Here is a 14,373-nt window from a genome sequence, read left to right as displayed (position 1 = left end):
TTTATGACCTCCTCCTTTCTCGGTTCGGCCGGATTCGTTTGTGTGCTGTCTCTTTCATATCAGCAACCTCATAATCATCAAGCGCATACCAAATGGCAGAAAGCGTATGCGGGTCAATCGTGAATTCATCCTCAATCAGAGCTCCGTTTTTATCTTTGGCATACGTAAGTGTCTTGAGCTCATAGATGACATTTTCACAGCGGTCCGAACAGAAGATTTTTTTGAACCGTTTTACCTTTTTGGTATATTGAAGCCTGGAGCCGGGAAACTTTCTGGCTCCAACCATCCGAAAGCCCTGCTGGCGGAAATATTGAATGCTTTTCGGCTCAGCCGAGTCGGCTTTGATCAATTCCTGTGTCTCAATAAACTCACGCAGCTCCTCAGCCGTCCTGTCATCTGTCATTTTGTTTTGGTAATACTCCCAATAAATGTAGAGGTATTTTTTTTCAGGATCTACAGCAAGCCGGACGACGGCATTATAGGATTCCTCGAATCCAAAATCCATGCCTGTACGAAAGATTGGCTTGCTGATGTCTGCGATACATTTTTTCACTTGATCATGCGGGAGTACCTCGAACTGCGGCAGCACCCTGATCCCGTTGACGCCGAATCGTCCTTTGCGGGCAATCCGGTACAGGTCAGGATCATACTCTTTGAGTCCGTCAAGCTGTTTCAGATAGCTTTCCGGGAGAAAAAGATTGTCGTTAGCGGTGGAATGATGGTAATACGTATCTCCCTTCACAATTGTCCGCTTTTCGTAAAGTTCGCTGTCATCCAGCACAAACCGTTTCTTGCGTTCATCCCGAAAAAAATGCCTATACGTCCAATTGGAGGTGCCGACGGGATTGGTGGTACAGATCATATGAAGCTTCAGCTCAGGATGGCGAAGACGTCCGATTAATTCCTTGAACCCCTCATACTTCACCTCTGAGCACTCTTCAATCCATATTAATGAAATGTTATGAACCGATTTTAATTTTGCCGGATTGTCCATTCCTTTGAACATGATCCGGCTGCCATTGTGAAATCGCAGCTGCAGCGGGGAAGAAAGAGATGCCGCAGCCTTTGTGAGACCGAGCTCTTCGATCACCTCTTGAAACAAGGCGAAGGTCGAATCCCGATGGGTATCGAACACCTCCCGGATCACAAGGGCCGTCCGTTTTTCCTTCAGCAGCTTTAGCACGATTTTCAATGCGGTATGATAGCTTTTGGAGGAGCCGTAGCCGCCGACGAGAAATTGGTACGTCTGCTCCCAATTGAACACGTAATCTTCGAAATGAGGATTGATTTCTTTTACAATCATGACTTGCCCTCTTTTCGTTTGATCATAATTTCAATCGGCTCCTGGCTGTCATCTGTTTTCTCCGCTTTTTGTTTGGCAAGCTTCAATTTCTCATTTTCAATTTTTTGTTTAAATTGATCTGGAAACAAATCAAAATATAAGGACAGCTTCTCAAGCGCCTTCATTTTATCTGCAAGCTTGATGGCAATGCCTTCTTTGCCAAGCTTTGCTTCCGTTACAATGGTGCCGTCAACGAGCCCCGAGTCTTTGACATCGACAAAGCTGATTTCTTTCATAATCGGGTTATCATCTTCATCAAACAGCGGACCCGATTTTCCGACAGCCTGGACCTCTTTTTTTCCAAAGGTCACATAGTCCGTAATATCCGCAAACGCGATCTTGATATAAACCTGCAGCACATCCATCGCTTCAATAAACATCTCATTGACCATTTCTTTTTTTATGCGTCTGATTTCAGCAGCGACCTTTTCGTTTTTTAAGAGCCGGCTGCCCGTCACATGAGCGCTGTCCGGAGAATAGCCCGCTTTGATTGCTGACTGTGTGGCATTGAAGCTTTTGACGTAATACAGGCAAAACAGCCGCTGGCGTTCATTTAATTCATCGTTGTCTATAGGGCGCTGTTTTTGTTCGTTTTTGGACGCAGAAAACAGGGCCTCTTTCCATTTGTCTTGTTTTTTCCAGATGCCGATTGTTTTCGCGGAAACACCGATTGTGTCCGCAATCGCCCGATTTGTGATCTTTCCTTGATGTTGTTGATAGATTGCTAATGCTTGTTCGCGCTGTTGTGTTTTCATGCTACGGCATCACCGCCACCTCCAGCATGGTTGTTTATTCATAAAAGCGGCTGATCATGCCAGCCGCTTATGTGTCATGCTCTATTCACTTATAGGTGGCAAACGTATGACAAGCTTTCAGGCAAGTGATCGATTCATTTCTTCCTGCTGTCTTTGCATCTTTAAACTCGCCCGTTTAATCGTCGTTTGCACTGTCGATTTTTTCACGCCGAGAAGATCGGCGATCCGTTCATAAGAAAAACATTCTACCTTATGCAGCAAAAACATTTCCTTTTCTCTGTCCGTTAACAGGGCTAATGCTTCTCGAATTTTCTCTCTGTCTTCTTCTGATACCTGTCCGTCCGGCTCAAACATCATAGCGCTGGAAAATGATTCGATGATTCTCGGGTCCTTGATCATCAGCCGCTGGTAGGCATCACGCCGGTCAATCGCCCGTCTGATGCCGGGCTGCCTTCCTTTTTCAAGCCATTCTGTTACATATTCAAGATCAGTAATCATATTTCTGATGATTTTTTTATCCTTCAGCTCTTCAGCTGAGAGCACGGATTCATCTGCCTCAGCGAGCGGTTTATATTGTATTCTTGTTTGTTTGAGCGTTCGTTTATATTCAAATAGTAAGTCTTGCATTCTATGATCCTCCTTATTTTTGGCAAATAAAAAACGGACACCAATCAACGCACAAATGCTGTGCAGTTGATCAGTGTCCGCAGGCTTTCCGTCTTGGACGTATTCTGTTTTCGCTTTAATTTAATTTGTAGCCGATTTCAAATTCCACACGGGCAAGATCGCCCTTTCTTGTTTCGACGAGCGTTTTTCCATGCTCGGGCGCTTCTGTGATCCATGCTTCTTGCTTGATGCCATCCACAATAATGACACGGATTTTCCCTTCCTCCAGCTGGCTCTTAAGCGTGATGGAATCGATATGCAGCAGTTTTTTAGGATGAATCATGTTTCTTTTCCTCCCTTTTTCGGTGCAGCGCTTGCTTCGGCTTTTTCTATTAGCTGAATGATGCGCTCCTTTGAATGAACAGAATTTCCCTTCAGAAAATCAAGTGCTGCTTTAGACGCTTCCAGCAATTCAGGCGCAGCGGCCATCAAAGCGGCATTGCTTTTTTGCGAATAAGAGCTGAGGTCAAATACAGCGGCAATCAGCCGTCCGTTTGAATATGGGAATCTTTCTTTTTCTTCTTCACTGTAAGCTGAATAAATATAGATCGGTTTCGTATCCCCGCACGGGACAGCACGCCACGGTGCAGGGCTTTTCTCTGCCTGTTTTGTCTTTGCCAACACTTTCACTTCCCGTCGTCCTTATACCATTGTTCAATGTTTTTTTCTGTTCGCTTTGCCCGAAACAGCAAAGCGATTAGTGCAGTCAGCTGTTTAATCATAGACATTCAGCCTCGCTTTTCCCGCTGTCAGCATTTGCTCCAGCTTTTGAATGACAGGCGTTAAATCAGTGCCGGACCGGCAGTTCGGACATGGATGAAAAACGACTCCAATACCGGTATGTTCCACAATGACTTTCTTTGTTTGACAAAGCTTGCACATTATCTGATGCCCTCCAATCTATGGTTAAGCTCGTAGGCTGCTCCTTTGATAATCACTAAATAGTCACTGCACATCTCATAGATTCTCGTGCCGAGCGCTTCATCGACCCGTACAAGTGCTTCAATTGTCAGCTCGCTCGAAAGCAAAATCGGTTTATGATTTAAGTAGCGATAATTAAGTACCGAATACATTTGCTCTAATTGCCAATCTGTAGCGCGGGGTTTGCCGTTAACCGGTTTAAACAGATCATCAATGAACAGCACATCCGCCTGCTTCATCCGGTTCAGCTTCGCTTCTAATAGGGCAAAATCATTTTTCAGATCAGTAAAGCCTTCCACGAACGGAAAATAAATGACAGGCACATAGCATGTTCTCATTAATTCGTTGGCAGCGGCAGTCAAAAGGTGTGTTTTCCCTGATCCAGGCTGTCCTAAAAGAGCAATGCTGTTTTTTCGGCAATCCTTGATTTGTTCATAATCGGCAACATACTCTTTTGTACACTCAAATGCGTCTTTTATGGCCTGCGGCTTTCCCTCCGTGCGGAATTCCTTGAAGCCCAGCTGTCTGAAAGCGTGGGTAATCTCACTTGCACCCAGCAGCCGCTTCACTTTCCGTTCTGCCATGCAGCTGCACATCGTCCAGACTTCCAGGCCATTCTGCCTGACGAGATAACCTCCCTGATCCTTGCAGCGCAGGCAATCATACCTGCTTGCGTCTGATTCGGCCGGTTTGTCCGCCAGTAATGGACGTCTCCCTCTTCTCAGCTCGTCCAAAATCTGTTCGATTGTTCGTTTTGTCATGTTTTTTCATCCTCTCATTCTGAATTGCGGCATTCTTTTTGGCTTGCTGCGCGAAAAATCGATCTTCAATGAATTTCGAGCAGTAGCGAAAAGCCTTGATTGTTTCAGAAGCGGCGGTCCGCCGGTTTTCAAAAGCCTGAAAGCATTCTTCAAGCCATTTGATTGTTTGCGTGACAGGAACGCCGATGGCAACAATGCGGGCGATGGCTTGATAATCTCTTGAGGAAGGATACACGGTGCGTCCTTCTTGAGCCGACCGTAATTGTGTAAACCGCTTCGCAATGTGATCCACTGCATCATCAGCAGCAGTATATTTGTTTGTTTTATCTATATCTGTACGGTCGTTTGTGTCCGGTGTCTGCGGCGAAAATGGCCGTTCTTTTAGACTCCCGTGTACAGTATTGTCCGATCTGAAGCTGAATTTTTTGGAATGCTTTACCGAAATCATCAGTCCGTATGGCGCACGGACGGCCTTTATGTAATCATGGTTTTCGAGAAGCTCCAGCCATCTTCTGACGGTTTTTTCACTTACGCTGAAGACTGCCGCCATTTCTCTCGCTTTTAACGGCTTATGGCCAAGGACGATGCCCCAGCTTACGCCGTCTTTTTCGATTTCTTTTGTTGTTGAGCTGATAAACCAGAGAAACAGCCATAGCGCCGGGCCAATTTTGTCATAATGTTCTGAATTCAGTAACCCTGAATACGTCGGAAAAGGATAGCTTTTATCGTTTTTCATTGTACGCCGCTTCTCCTTTTAACATCATGTATGCTTGAAACTGTTCCTGCGTTTCAAAGTGAAACACCGGAAGTCCGCAAGCGGTAAACGAAATGGTGCCGCCGGATTGTACGAGATGGCGCTGATCTATGGGATTTTCACTAAAAACGATTTGGATCGGATACATGTGATCACTCTCCTGATCTTTTTTTGATACATTTTGTATCGGATGTTACCAAGTATAAACGATACAAACTGTATCATCAAGTTATTTTTGATACTTTTTTTATCATAACTTTATTTTGATACATATTGTATCTATAATCATAAGTAACTTAGGGAGTTTAAAAAAGAGAGGTCATAGTATGATAGGCGGCAGATTGAAGAGTCTCAGAGGGAAAAGGACACAGGAAGAAATCGCATCACACATCGGTGTGTCACGGGCACGATATTCCCACTATGAAAACGGGCGAAGCGAACCTGATTACGACACACTCCAAAAGCTGGCTGATTACTTTCAAGTAACGACTGATTACTTATTAACGGGAAAAGACAAAAAATCCGATGACGATATGTTCTCAGATCCGGACCTGCAGCTTGCATACCGCGATATGCAGGATTTTTCCCCAGAAAGCAAACAGCAGGCCATCGAATTTATCAACTATTTAAAAGAAAAAGAGAAAAACCGCAAACCGAAAAATAAATAAATCGTTCTCTGTTCTCTAAAACATATAAAAAGTAGACCGATATAAAGAAAAAAGTGTTTATTTTTTAAAGAAAAGGGAAAGATTTCTACACTACTTTCCAGTCCTATACGGGCTTTTCTTTCTCGCTAAAAACAGAACAAATGTTCGAAAGGGAGTATTCAATTGGGCGATTACTTATCACATCTGGAGGAATACGTTAAAAATTTATACGGCCGGCTGGGCATCACATCCCCTCATCACATTGACATGCTGAAAATCGCAAAGGATCTGGATATTTGGGTGCATTTTGAGGATATGGGGAGCATGATGGTGAAATACGACGGCATGTACAGTATCGTATTGAACCAAAAAAAGTCACGGGAAGAGCAATGGGAGGATTTTGGCCATGAGCTGTGCCACGTGTTAAAGCATGCAGGCAATCATTTTCAGATGAACAAGCTCTTCAGAGAGCTTCAGGAATTTCAGGCAAATCAATTTATGTACCACTTCTGTGTGCCAACCTTTATGCTGTTGCAGATGGAACTGCCGCAATGGAGAAGCCAGGCACTCGCCACAATTTCGGCGGTATTCCGGGTAACAAAGGAATTTGCTGATAAAAGGCTTGACATGTTCGAACGGCGTAAAGCAGGTATTCAATTTCAGAAGCGGCTCGCTTATTTATTATCCCACAAGCGGCCACATGCGTACGAGGAAGGCGATCAGCAGCACTTGCATGTTGCTGAGGAAAAAGCGTTATATCATATTGGCAAAAACATCTGATCAAATACGGGCTAAGGATATATTCCTCAGCCCAGAAGAGAACCTAACATTTCGACATTGGGGGAACTGTATTATGCAGCCACATGGGCGCCGGTTTAAGATGAGGCGCAGATGCGAACGCAATCGGAGCCGGGATATACCTGAATTCACCCCGGCCGTCAAAGGCTTCCCCATGTGCCCATCTTCCTTGTGAGCTTTCATCCCCCCTGGAAAAGTTAAACAGGTCATAGGAGACTTCCTGCTTTTCGAGCTCACGCGGAAACGTCGTCGGGACGACAATATCCCGTTCTCTTTCCTCCAGCTCTTTAATGGCAGCGTACCACATATTTTGATGATAGGTATCCCTTGCAATCAAAAATGACAGCATATCTCTTACCCCTGGATCATCGGTCATGGCATAAAGCCGTGTCACCTGAAGGCGTCCTTGGGCCTCCGCATTTAAGTTAGCGCGAAAATCGGCCAGCAGGTTTCCGCTTGAGATAATGTATTTTGCATTCCACGGATAGCCCTCACTATCTGATGCCATCGCCCCCAATCCGGACACAATCGCGTGCTGAGGATTCATCCCTGACATGACTGCTGCGATAGCGGGATTGCTTTTATAAGCATCCTCCTGTACATCCGCGGGTGCATTGTCCAGAAGCCTGGAAATCATCGTTGCCAGCATTTCTACGTGCCCAATCTCTTCCGTCCCCACATCATATAACAAATCTTTATACTTAGCATCCGCCCTGCAGTTAAACCCTTGAAACAAATACTGCATCATGACGCTAATTTCACCGAATTGGCCGCCGAGCACCTCTTGAAGTTTTTTCGCATAAACCGGATCGGGATGAGCTGGCTTTGCTTGATATTGAAGCTCTTTTATATGATAAAACATGAATCATTCCTCCCCACACTTTCGCATAACCCCAGCGTATGAAGGAATAGGCCCACCGTGCAGGTCCCGTCTAGTTTTATTTATAAAAGCCAAGCTTGACGGCTTCCACATATCGATCAAACAAATCGTTTTGTATGTAGCTTTTATCACGGCACCCAAAATTGCGGAATAGCGCGTTTCGCTGCGCCGTGCTTACCTCCAATTGCAGTCCCATTTCTCTTTTCGTCCGATTGACAATATTGTTTGGGTGTACACCTGCCAGGCGGTCTTTCTCATTAGTGAGCTCGGCGCTAAAACCCGCTTCATTCAGACGCTCACAAATGAGCTTGGCTTTTTTACGATCCGCCCCGCCGACCAATGTATGCGGGATTTTCGGATCATAATACCCGTGAAACGCTAATGCGTAATGGTGGTCATTCACTTTTTCTAAAGCCAGCGGCTCATCAAAACGAATGCTAGTGAGATGCAAGGAACGGTTGTTTCGCTGCTTTAGACCCTCAAACAAATAGATGGAACATCGATCAGAAAATGCCCGCACCAGTTCACTGACGCCAGGCTCAATTCTGCCGCCGTGAGGACCGAGGACGATAAGCTCACTTCCGTTTTTCTCCTCATAAATAATCCGGTACTCCGACTCAGAAGCAGAAAGGGCCGCAAAGCTGTCATACATATCTTCCATTTTGAACGCCCCCTTTACCAGTCAGCACCAGTTTACTCTACTCATCTATGAATGAAAACCTTTTTTATAGTATGATTTGATAGAATACGCAGAGGAGGTATATGATGGGGTTTATTGATGGATTACTCGGCAATGCGTCAACACTGTCAACGGCAGCTGTGAAAGAAGAGCTTGCCCACATTTTGCTGGAGAGTGAGAATGTTGAAGCCGCGTTTAAGCTGGTTCGCGATTTGATTGTCTTTACTGACAAGCGGCTTATCCTTGTAGATAAGCAGGGAATCACAGGCAAGAAAACGGAATTTCAATCGATTCCGTACAAAAGCATTTCCAGATTCAGCGTGGAAACTGCCGGCCGCTTTGATCTTGATTCAGAGCTGAAAATTTGGATCTCCGGCGCGGAACTTCCCGCCGTCTCAAAGCAGTTTAAAAAAGATGAAAGCATTTATGATATTCAAAAGGTGCTTGCCGCAGTTTGTATGTAAGGTGAAAAGACGGAAGCTTTACAGCTTCCGTCTTTTTATTACAGCTTTTCCTCCAGCTTCGCTTTCGTTTTCGGACCGTAAATCCCATCAGCCGTTAAACCGCTGACAGACTGAAAACGTTTCACTGCATTTGCTGTTTTCGGGCCATAAACGCCGTCAACGCCGTGATTTTTCGCTCCTTTATCAGGATAAAAATAAAGAGCGGCTAAAGCGGTCTGCACCTGCTTTACTTTTGTCCCTTTCGTCAGCGGGCTTGTCACTTTGATCACGCCGGATGGGAGCGGATATGAGGATGCGGCATGGCTTTTAGAAGCAGATGCCGTCTGAGGCAGTTTGATCACCTGTCCGATTTTGATGTGGTTCGGGTCAAAGATATGATTTATGCTTTGCAGCGTTTTCACACTGACCCCGTGTGATGCGGCAATCCCTGACAGTGTGTCGCCTTTTTTTACATGATATTCAGACGCCGAAGAAGAGACTGCAGCTTTTTTCGCTGATACGCCACCGTTTAATTCCTTTTCAATCGCCGCCTTCACTTGATCCCAGCGCCCCTCTGATAAAATGCGGTGCGGGCAATACTTTCCGCTCCAGTCCTGATGTTTTCTCACCCGATCGATGCCCCAGCCGCGCTCCTTCAACAGCTGTGCAACAAATGAAATCGCCAAGGCTTCAGCTGCCTCATACTTCGGGCCTCCCGATTTGCTGTAGCAAATCTCAACGCCGATTGATTTGCGGTTTCCCGGACCGTTTGTGCCGTCACCTGTGTGCCAGGCGTTTCGGTTAAGCGGCAGACCTTGAATCACCTCTTTATCATCGACTGCAAAATGAAAGCTTGTCGAGCTTGTGTTCCCGATCATATAGCTGATTTCATTGGCCGCTGACGCATCGTTTGCCGTGTTGTGAATGGTAATGTATTCAGCGGACATCGCATTAGGACACTTCAACGCGTATTTCGCCTCAGAAACCAAATTTTTCTTTACTGGAATGCTCACCTATCATCTCTCCTTTTCTTTTTTCATAAATAGGTGGCATTCGTAGGACGAAAAGCTCATATATCTATCACCGTAATATGGATAAATGTGTTAAATTGAAGTTCACGGAGGGTCTGAATATGTATACATATTTAATGCTGACAATGAGAACGGAGAAATTTAATCAGGAGCATGTGGCTGGGCACTATGAATTTCTGGATCGTTTACAGGCAGAAAAACGTTTAAAAATGTTTGGGCCATTCAGCGACGCCACAGGCGGAGCGTATGTCATCGAAGCAGATTCACTGGAAGAGGCAGCGGAAATCGGGCATGCGGATCCGCTGGTGGCAAGTGGATCTTCTGAGCTGACGATAAAAGAATGGAAGCTGAAGAAATAAAAAAGACCCCTAAGGGTCTTTTTTATGCATCATGTTTGATTGCGTGCCGCAATATGAAATGTTTTCCCTTCTGTGTTTGCTGTTTCACCTGCATGAACCATCACCTGAGTAAAGCTGAACCCGACCGCAACGAGCAACAAACCTGACATCCATTTAGATTTCATATAAACAATCTCCTCTCTGGATTTGTTTTTGTGCGTGCACCATTTTCTCATAAAATGAAAGTGCTTTTTCGGGCTGTCCGTTTTCTATATAGAATTGGGCAGCATCATGCGCCAGCTCTTCAATATAAGGATACAGCATATGTTCTTCAAGAAATTGAAAGGTGTGTGAGACTGATTCTGTGTCTATGTTTTTTCCGTATAACGCATGTAAAAATTGAAAAAGCTCCACAAATAATTCATCACTGTATTGACGGGCGATTTCCAATCCTTCACGATACTTTTTTTGCGCTTCGGCGTCATTTTTTTGTTTATACAGAACTTGTGTTAAAGAGTAGATAGAATGCGGAAGATTATCGAACTTTTCCGACTTGCAAATAGAAACAGATTTCTCAAAGTATTCGGCTGCCTTTTGCAGTTCACCCATTTTCTCATAGCAGTTTCCGAGATTATATAGGGCGGAACTGATCAGGCGGGGATTGCCTTCTTTCTTTGCAAGATCTAAAGCCAGTTCTAAGTGGGGCAATGCTCTTTCTGGATACTGCATATCATCATAATTACCTGCAATAACGAATTCACATTGGATTCTGCGGACGGTGTACGTTTCATACATTTGGTATGTTTCTAATGCCTGAACGGCGTAGCTCATCGAAACATAGGTTTGTTTTAAATTGTAAAAAATCTCGGCCATTTTAAAAGCAAACTCGGCTTTCTCAATATCATCCGAGACGAGAGCAAGATTCTTTTCTGCCCGTTTATAATACATCATGGCACTGACAAACATCTTCTGCTTAAATTCATACATTCCTCGAAAAAAGTTAAAGTAATAATCGAGAAGCCCTGTCAGCTTGTACTGATTCCCTTCGATGTCTTCTAATAATTCTGAAAACTCTAGCTGCGACGTGTCCTCTCCAAAAGGCTTAATGTAATCCAGCATGACACGATGCCTGAACTCCATTAAAGAATAATACAGCAGCAAATCTTGGTCTTCTTCCATATCCTCAATTTCTCTTTCTACTTCGAGCTTGACCCGTTCGGCTTCAGCGACGTGGAACTGCCGGATATGAGTATACCATTCATTAATTTTAAGCCCGACATAAGAGGACGGAATCGTCTGCTTCATCCTCAATTAATCCCCCCTTTTGAATTACCCGAGATATGTCATATTTTATCATATTTACAAGAAAAAGAAGAACGCAAAATAACCGCAATTGTCGAATTTCGGCTAACCGCAACAAAAAAGCACGGGTTTTTCAAACACCCGTGCTTTCTTTTAGTGAAAACCGACTTTGTTTCTTTCCATCCAGCTTCCCCGCTGGCTTTTTCTTTGCTCTCCTGTCATGTCTTTCACCATGGTTTCAATATGGTGATTCCCTTCTTGGTGCCATTGAAGGGCTGAAGATACATATAATTCTCCCAGCTGTGCAAAGGAAAAGCCTTCTGTAAGTTTTGCGGCGTTTTTTATTTCTCCTTCACTCAAAAAGATGCCAAAGCCTCTCATTTTCATATATTCCAGCCGCAACTCTTCATCCGGAAGCCCGATTTCATAGGCACGGTCAAATCGCCCTGCACGATTCATCAAACCTGGATCGATCTCTTCGGGATAGTTTGTCGTACCGATGAGAAATAGCCCCTCTTTTGATGTCGCGCCGTCCAGCGTATTGAGAAAAAAGGACCGCACATCTTCCGGCATCGAATCTATATCCTCGATGACCAGAACTGCAGGAGCGAGGCGTCTCGCTGCCTGAAAGACTTCTTCTATTGTCTCGCTCGACGTAAATTCAGTAATTTGCCAATAAGCAACAGGTGCATCGATACTGCCTGCGATCGACTTCACTAACGTCGTCTTTCCGTTTCCAGGAGGTCCATATAACAGAATGCCGCGCTTGTAAGGGATGTCATATGTTTGATAAAACGATTTATCACTATGAAAAAACTGATCAATTGATCTGTATATCTCTTTTTTCAATAGCGGATTCATGATGACTTGACTCCGCTGAACCTCTCTGACAATGGCTTCCTGCTCTCTTGAAATCCCTCCATCTCCATCCGTAAACACGGTCACTTTCCGCTTGCTTTTTTCCCAAAGACGCGGTCTGACTCCCTCCAGAAATGCACGCATCTTTTCATCGTTAACCGCAAACAGACAATCAAAACTCATAATGCTCCCATCTTGAAAATATGGAATTCTGGCAAAAGCAACTCCCTTTTCAGGATACGCGTATACACTGTTTCTTATAGACTTATGGACGGTATAATCCGGTTCTTTCTCATCTTCATCGTAAGCAAAGGTTTTCTTTTCAAGCTTTTCAAATATATATGCCACATGCTCAGGCTCCAATGAACCGCTGCGGACATCTTCTACAAGAAGCTCCCAGTATTCCGTATTTGGATCATCACTGGCATAGAGCTCATAGAATACACCGTATTGATCATAAAGCGTTTCTTCAATCCGTGTGATAAGGTAACCGAAAGTGCCGTAGCCCGCCGCAGCTCTTTCATTCTCTTTTTCTTCGTACTGATAAATGAAAGGTATGTTAGTCATGTTTATACTCCATTTCATGTTTTGTGAACGTTATATATACGATTGACATAGCATTTTGTTTCATCCCACAGCATATTACTTGTGAATTCATAACCGTTGATATAGGATTTCATTGCACCATTTATTTTTACATATGGAGGAGATCATAATGAGCCAATCCAATCAAATTGTCAGCCATTTTTTATCCCATCGAAACGTGACCAATGAGCTTGCCGAAAAAATCAGCAAAGACCATTACAGCTACAAACCGGCAGAAACATCAATGTCAGCAGAAGAGCTGGTCAAACACATTCTTACGTCTTTCCACTTGTTCGCAAATGTCATTAAGGAAGGCAATGCCTCACCATTTCAAAACAAGCAGGAAGAAACAGAAACAGATCTCAATGTTCTGGCAAAAACATATACAGAAAAAACGATCGCTATCCTTGAACAGCTGACTGAAGAGCAGCTGGACAGAGAAATTGATCTGACATCCGCTTTCGGCAGAAAAGTCACAGGCCGCGCGCTGCTTCAGCTTGCAATGGAGCATGAAATTCACCATAAAGGCAACCTGTTCGTGTATGTGCGGGAAATGGGCCACACTGAGCTTCCTTTCTATCAGCAGCGCATGTAGCGTAAACAAGAAAAAAGATACCTGTTAAGAGGTATCTTTTTTTTGCGCCTTTAGTACTTCTCGATTTCGTCCAAACACTCATTATAGGGCAAATGAATAGAGATATTGAGCATACCAAAATTTCAAGCAGCTAACGTGCAAAAATTCAAAAAATTTAATTGATTAACGCGTCCTAATCATATATAATCTGATAAAAATAGTCGGGTTTTCAGGAGGCCTTTATCATGAGTGTAAGCATCATATTGATGGGTTTGTTTGTCGGAGCCTTAGTCGGATTGACGGGAGTGGGTGGAGCGGCCTTATTAACTCCCCTTTTAATTGTGCTTGGAATTAATCCTTCCATCGCGGTCGGTACAGATCTTGTATATAACTCGATCACAAAGCTGTTTGGCGTTGCCTCCCATTGGCGGCAGAAAACGATTAACTTTAAATTGGTAAAATACTTAGCCATCGGCAGTATTCCGAGTGCTTCGCTAGCCATTGGCATATTGCATTTGTTCCCCGCCTTTCACCAGCATCAGGAAGAAATTATTAAGCACGCTCTAGGATATGTGTTAACGCTGGTTGCCATTTCAATCATCGTTCGTTTGTTTTTGGATAGAAAACTTCGTCCCAACCGCTGGCAGCTGATGCCGCTTGAAAATAAGAGGGCTCTGACAATTCTTATTGGTGTTGTGTTTGGGTTTATCGTCGGATTAACATCAATCGGTTCCGGCTCATTATTTGCAATTGCCATGATTTACTTATTTAACATGAAAGCGTCACAGATTGTCGGAACCGATATCGCGCATGCATTTCTTCTTGTTACGGCAGCAGGCATTTTGAACGCAAGCTTCGGAAGCGTGGATTACATGCTGGCAGCTAATCTGCTCATTGGTTCAATTCCCGGCGTGCTGATCGGAAGCCATCTTTCGCCTCGATTCTCCCCGCGTCCACTGCAATTTATTATGGCGTCCATTATTTTAGTCAGCGGTTTAAAATTGATTTAATGAAGAAGGCTATCCGCTTGAAGGATAGC

General features: G+C 44.2%; 21 protein-coding genes. 6 read left to right on the top strand and 15 right to left on the bottom strand.

The features are described from left to right. Position 1: 1 nt before the first annotated feature. The 9 genes from AC0OMA_RS07015 to AC0OMA_RS06975 all read right to left on the bottom strand — a co-directional run bounded on the left by AC0OMA_RS07015 (position 2) and on the right by AC0OMA_RS06975 (position 5,347). On the bottom strand, positions 2-1,303 hold the full coding sequence (locus AC0OMA_RS07015; RefSeq protein ID WP_181218946.1) for a PBSX family phage terminase large subunit: 1,302 nt from the start codon (positions 1,301-1,303) through the stop codon (positions 2-4). Further along, the gene (gene xtmA / locus AC0OMA_RS07010) at positions 1,300-2,097 is read right to left on the bottom strand and encodes a phage terminase small subunit (protein WP_029317665.1); all 798 of its coding nucleotides are present in this window, start codon (positions 2,095-2,097) and stop codon (positions 1,300-1,302) included. Before xtmA ends, AC0OMA_RS07015 begins: the two co-directional genes overlap by 4 nt. A gap of 117 nt (positions 2,098-2,214) precedes the next feature. Next, positions 2,215-2,724 (bottom strand): sigma-70 family RNA polymerase sigma factor, encoded by a 510-nt coding sequence (locus AC0OMA_RS07005; RefSeq protein WP_032677393.1) that lies wholly within the window; start codon positions 2,722-2,724, stop codon positions 2,215-2,217. Between the two features lie 115 nt (positions 2,725-2,839). Beyond that, entirely contained in the window at positions 2,840-3,046 is a 207-nt protein-coding gene (gene xtrA, locus AC0OMA_RS07000) for a phage-like element PBSX protein XtrA (protein WP_014476537.1), read from the bottom strand. Beyond that, on the bottom strand, positions 3,043-3,393 hold the full coding sequence (xkdD, locus tag AC0OMA_RS06995) for a phage-like element PBSX protein XkdD (RefSeq protein WP_474221999.1): 351 nt from the start codon (positions 3,391-3,393) through the stop codon (positions 3,043-3,045). The genes xtrA and xkdD overlap by 4 nt, the downstream gene beginning before the upstream one ends. A gap of 84 nt (positions 3,394-3,477) precedes the next feature. Next, positions 3,478-3,645: a hypothetical protein gene (locus AC0OMA_RS06990; protein WP_015383425.1), complete on the bottom strand. Its 168-nt coding sequence runs from the start codon at positions 3,643-3,645 to the stop codon at positions 3,478-3,480. Continuing rightward, positions 3,645-4,445, bottom strand: coding sequence for an ATP-binding protein (locus tag AC0OMA_RS06985; protein ID WP_322839560.1), 801 nt, complete (start codon positions 4,443-4,445; stop codon positions 3,645-3,647). The genes AC0OMA_RS06990 and AC0OMA_RS06985 overlap by 1 nt, the downstream gene beginning before the upstream one ends. Beyond that, positions 4,345-5,181: a phage portal protein gene (locus AC0OMA_RS06980; RefSeq protein WP_322839559.1), complete on the bottom strand. Its 837-nt coding sequence runs from the start codon at positions 5,179-5,181 to the stop codon at positions 4,345-4,347. Before AC0OMA_RS06980 ends, AC0OMA_RS06985 begins: the two co-directional genes overlap by 101 nt. Next, positions 5,168-5,347, bottom strand: coding sequence for a hypothetical protein (locus AC0OMA_RS06975; RefSeq protein WP_015383422.1), 180 nt, complete (start codon positions 5,345-5,347; stop codon positions 5,168-5,170). Before AC0OMA_RS06975 ends, AC0OMA_RS06980 begins: the two co-directional genes overlap by 14 nt. A gap of 178 nt (positions 5,348-5,525) precedes the next feature. On the opposite strand from AC0OMA_RS06975, the gene xre reads away from it, so the two are divergent. Both xre and AC0OMA_RS06965 read left to right on the top strand, forming a co-directional pair. After that, positions 5,526-5,867, top strand: a complete 342-nt coding sequence (gene xre, locus AC0OMA_RS06970; RefSeq protein WP_003232719.1) for an HTH-type transcriptional regulator Xre — start codon at positions 5,526-5,528, stop codon at positions 5,865-5,867. 162 nt (positions 5,868-6,029) lie between these two features. Next, positions 6,030-6,626, top strand: a complete 597-nt coding sequence (locus tag AC0OMA_RS06965; RefSeq protein WP_015483120.1) for an ImmA/IrrE family metallo-endopeptidase — start codon at positions 6,030-6,032, stop codon at positions 6,624-6,626. A 43-nt stretch (positions 6,627-6,669) separates the two neighbouring features. On the opposite strand, the gene AC0OMA_RS06960 is transcribed toward AC0OMA_RS06965, so the two are convergent. Together AC0OMA_RS06960 and AC0OMA_RS06955 are read right to left on the bottom strand one after the other, a co-directional pair. Next, positions 6,670-7,506 (bottom strand): manganese catalase, encoded by an 837-nt coding sequence (locus AC0OMA_RS06960; protein WP_003245071.1) that lies wholly within the window; start codon positions 7,504-7,506, stop codon positions 6,670-6,672. Between the two features lie 76 nt (positions 7,507-7,582). After that, the gene (locus AC0OMA_RS06955) at positions 7,583-8,185 is read right to left on the bottom strand and encodes a poly-gamma-glutamate hydrolase family protein (RefSeq protein ID WP_015252289.1); all 603 of its coding nucleotides are present in this window, start codon (positions 8,183-8,185) and stop codon (positions 7,583-7,585) included. A 104-nt stretch (positions 8,186-8,289) separates the two neighbouring features. Between AC0OMA_RS06955 and AC0OMA_RS06950 the strand changes: the two genes are divergently transcribed. Further along, positions 8,290-8,667, top strand: a complete 378-nt coding sequence (locus AC0OMA_RS06950) for a PH domain-containing protein (RefSeq protein ID WP_047182479.1) — start codon at positions 8,290-8,292, stop codon at positions 8,665-8,667. Between the two features lie 38 nt (positions 8,668-8,705). Here AC0OMA_RS06950 and AC0OMA_RS06945 read toward each other — a convergent pair whose 3' ends face one another. Then, positions 8,706-9,659: an N-acetylmuramoyl-L-alanine amidase gene (locus AC0OMA_RS06945; RefSeq protein WP_015483118.1), complete on the bottom strand. Its 954-nt coding sequence runs from the start codon at positions 9,657-9,659 to the stop codon at positions 8,706-8,708. Between the two features lie 119 nt (positions 9,660-9,778). Between AC0OMA_RS06945 and AC0OMA_RS06940 the strand changes: the two genes are divergently transcribed. Then, positions 9,779-10,036 carry a YciI family protein gene (locus tag AC0OMA_RS06940; RefSeq protein WP_003232731.1) on the top strand — a complete coding sequence of 86 codons (258 nt, stop codon included), beginning with the start codon at positions 9,779-9,781 and terminating at the stop codon, positions 10,034-10,036. 29 nt (positions 10,037-10,065) lie between these two features. Here AC0OMA_RS06940 and phrA read toward each other — a convergent pair whose 3' ends face one another. From phrA to yjoB, 3 genes are all read right to left on the bottom strand, one after another. After that, complete coding sequence (phrA, locus tag AC0OMA_RS06935) at positions 10,066-10,200, bottom strand: phosphatase RapA inhibitor PhrA (RefSeq protein ID WP_003245487.1); 135 nt, start codon at positions 10,198-10,200, stop codon at positions 10,066-10,068. Next, complete coding sequence (gene rapA, locus AC0OMA_RS06930; RefSeq protein WP_080030661.1) at positions 10,190-11,326, bottom strand: response regulator aspartate phosphatase RapA; 1,137 nt, start codon at positions 11,324-11,326, stop codon at positions 10,190-10,192. Before rapA ends, phrA begins: the two co-directional genes overlap by 11 nt. A 144-nt stretch (positions 11,327-11,470) precedes the next feature. After that, complete coding sequence (gene yjoB, locus AC0OMA_RS06925; RefSeq protein WP_015383418.1) at positions 11,471-12,742, bottom strand: ATPase YjoB; 1,272 nt, start codon at positions 12,740-12,742, stop codon at positions 11,471-11,473. Between the two features lie 148 nt (positions 12,743-12,890). Here yjoB and AC0OMA_RS06920 point away from each other — a divergent pair, with 148 nt between their 5' ends. Both AC0OMA_RS06920 and AC0OMA_RS06915 read left to right on the top strand, forming a co-directional pair. Continuing rightward, positions 12,891-13,355, top strand: a complete 465-nt coding sequence (locus AC0OMA_RS06920) for a DinB family protein (protein WP_015383417.1) — start codon at positions 12,891-12,893, stop codon at positions 13,353-13,355. Between the two features lie 224 nt (positions 13,356-13,579). After that, entirely contained in the window at positions 13,580-14,344 is a 765-nt protein-coding gene (locus tag AC0OMA_RS06915) for a sulfite exporter TauE/SafE family protein (RefSeq protein WP_014476525.1), read from the top strand. The last annotated feature ends 29 nt before the right edge of the window (positions 14,345-14,373 follow it).

The sequence above is a fragment of the Bacillus sp. AMCV2 genome, from assembly GCF_056033925.1.
The sequence above is the reverse complement of the archived record's forward strand: the minus strand, read 5'-3'. Positions and strand labels throughout refer to the sequence as shown.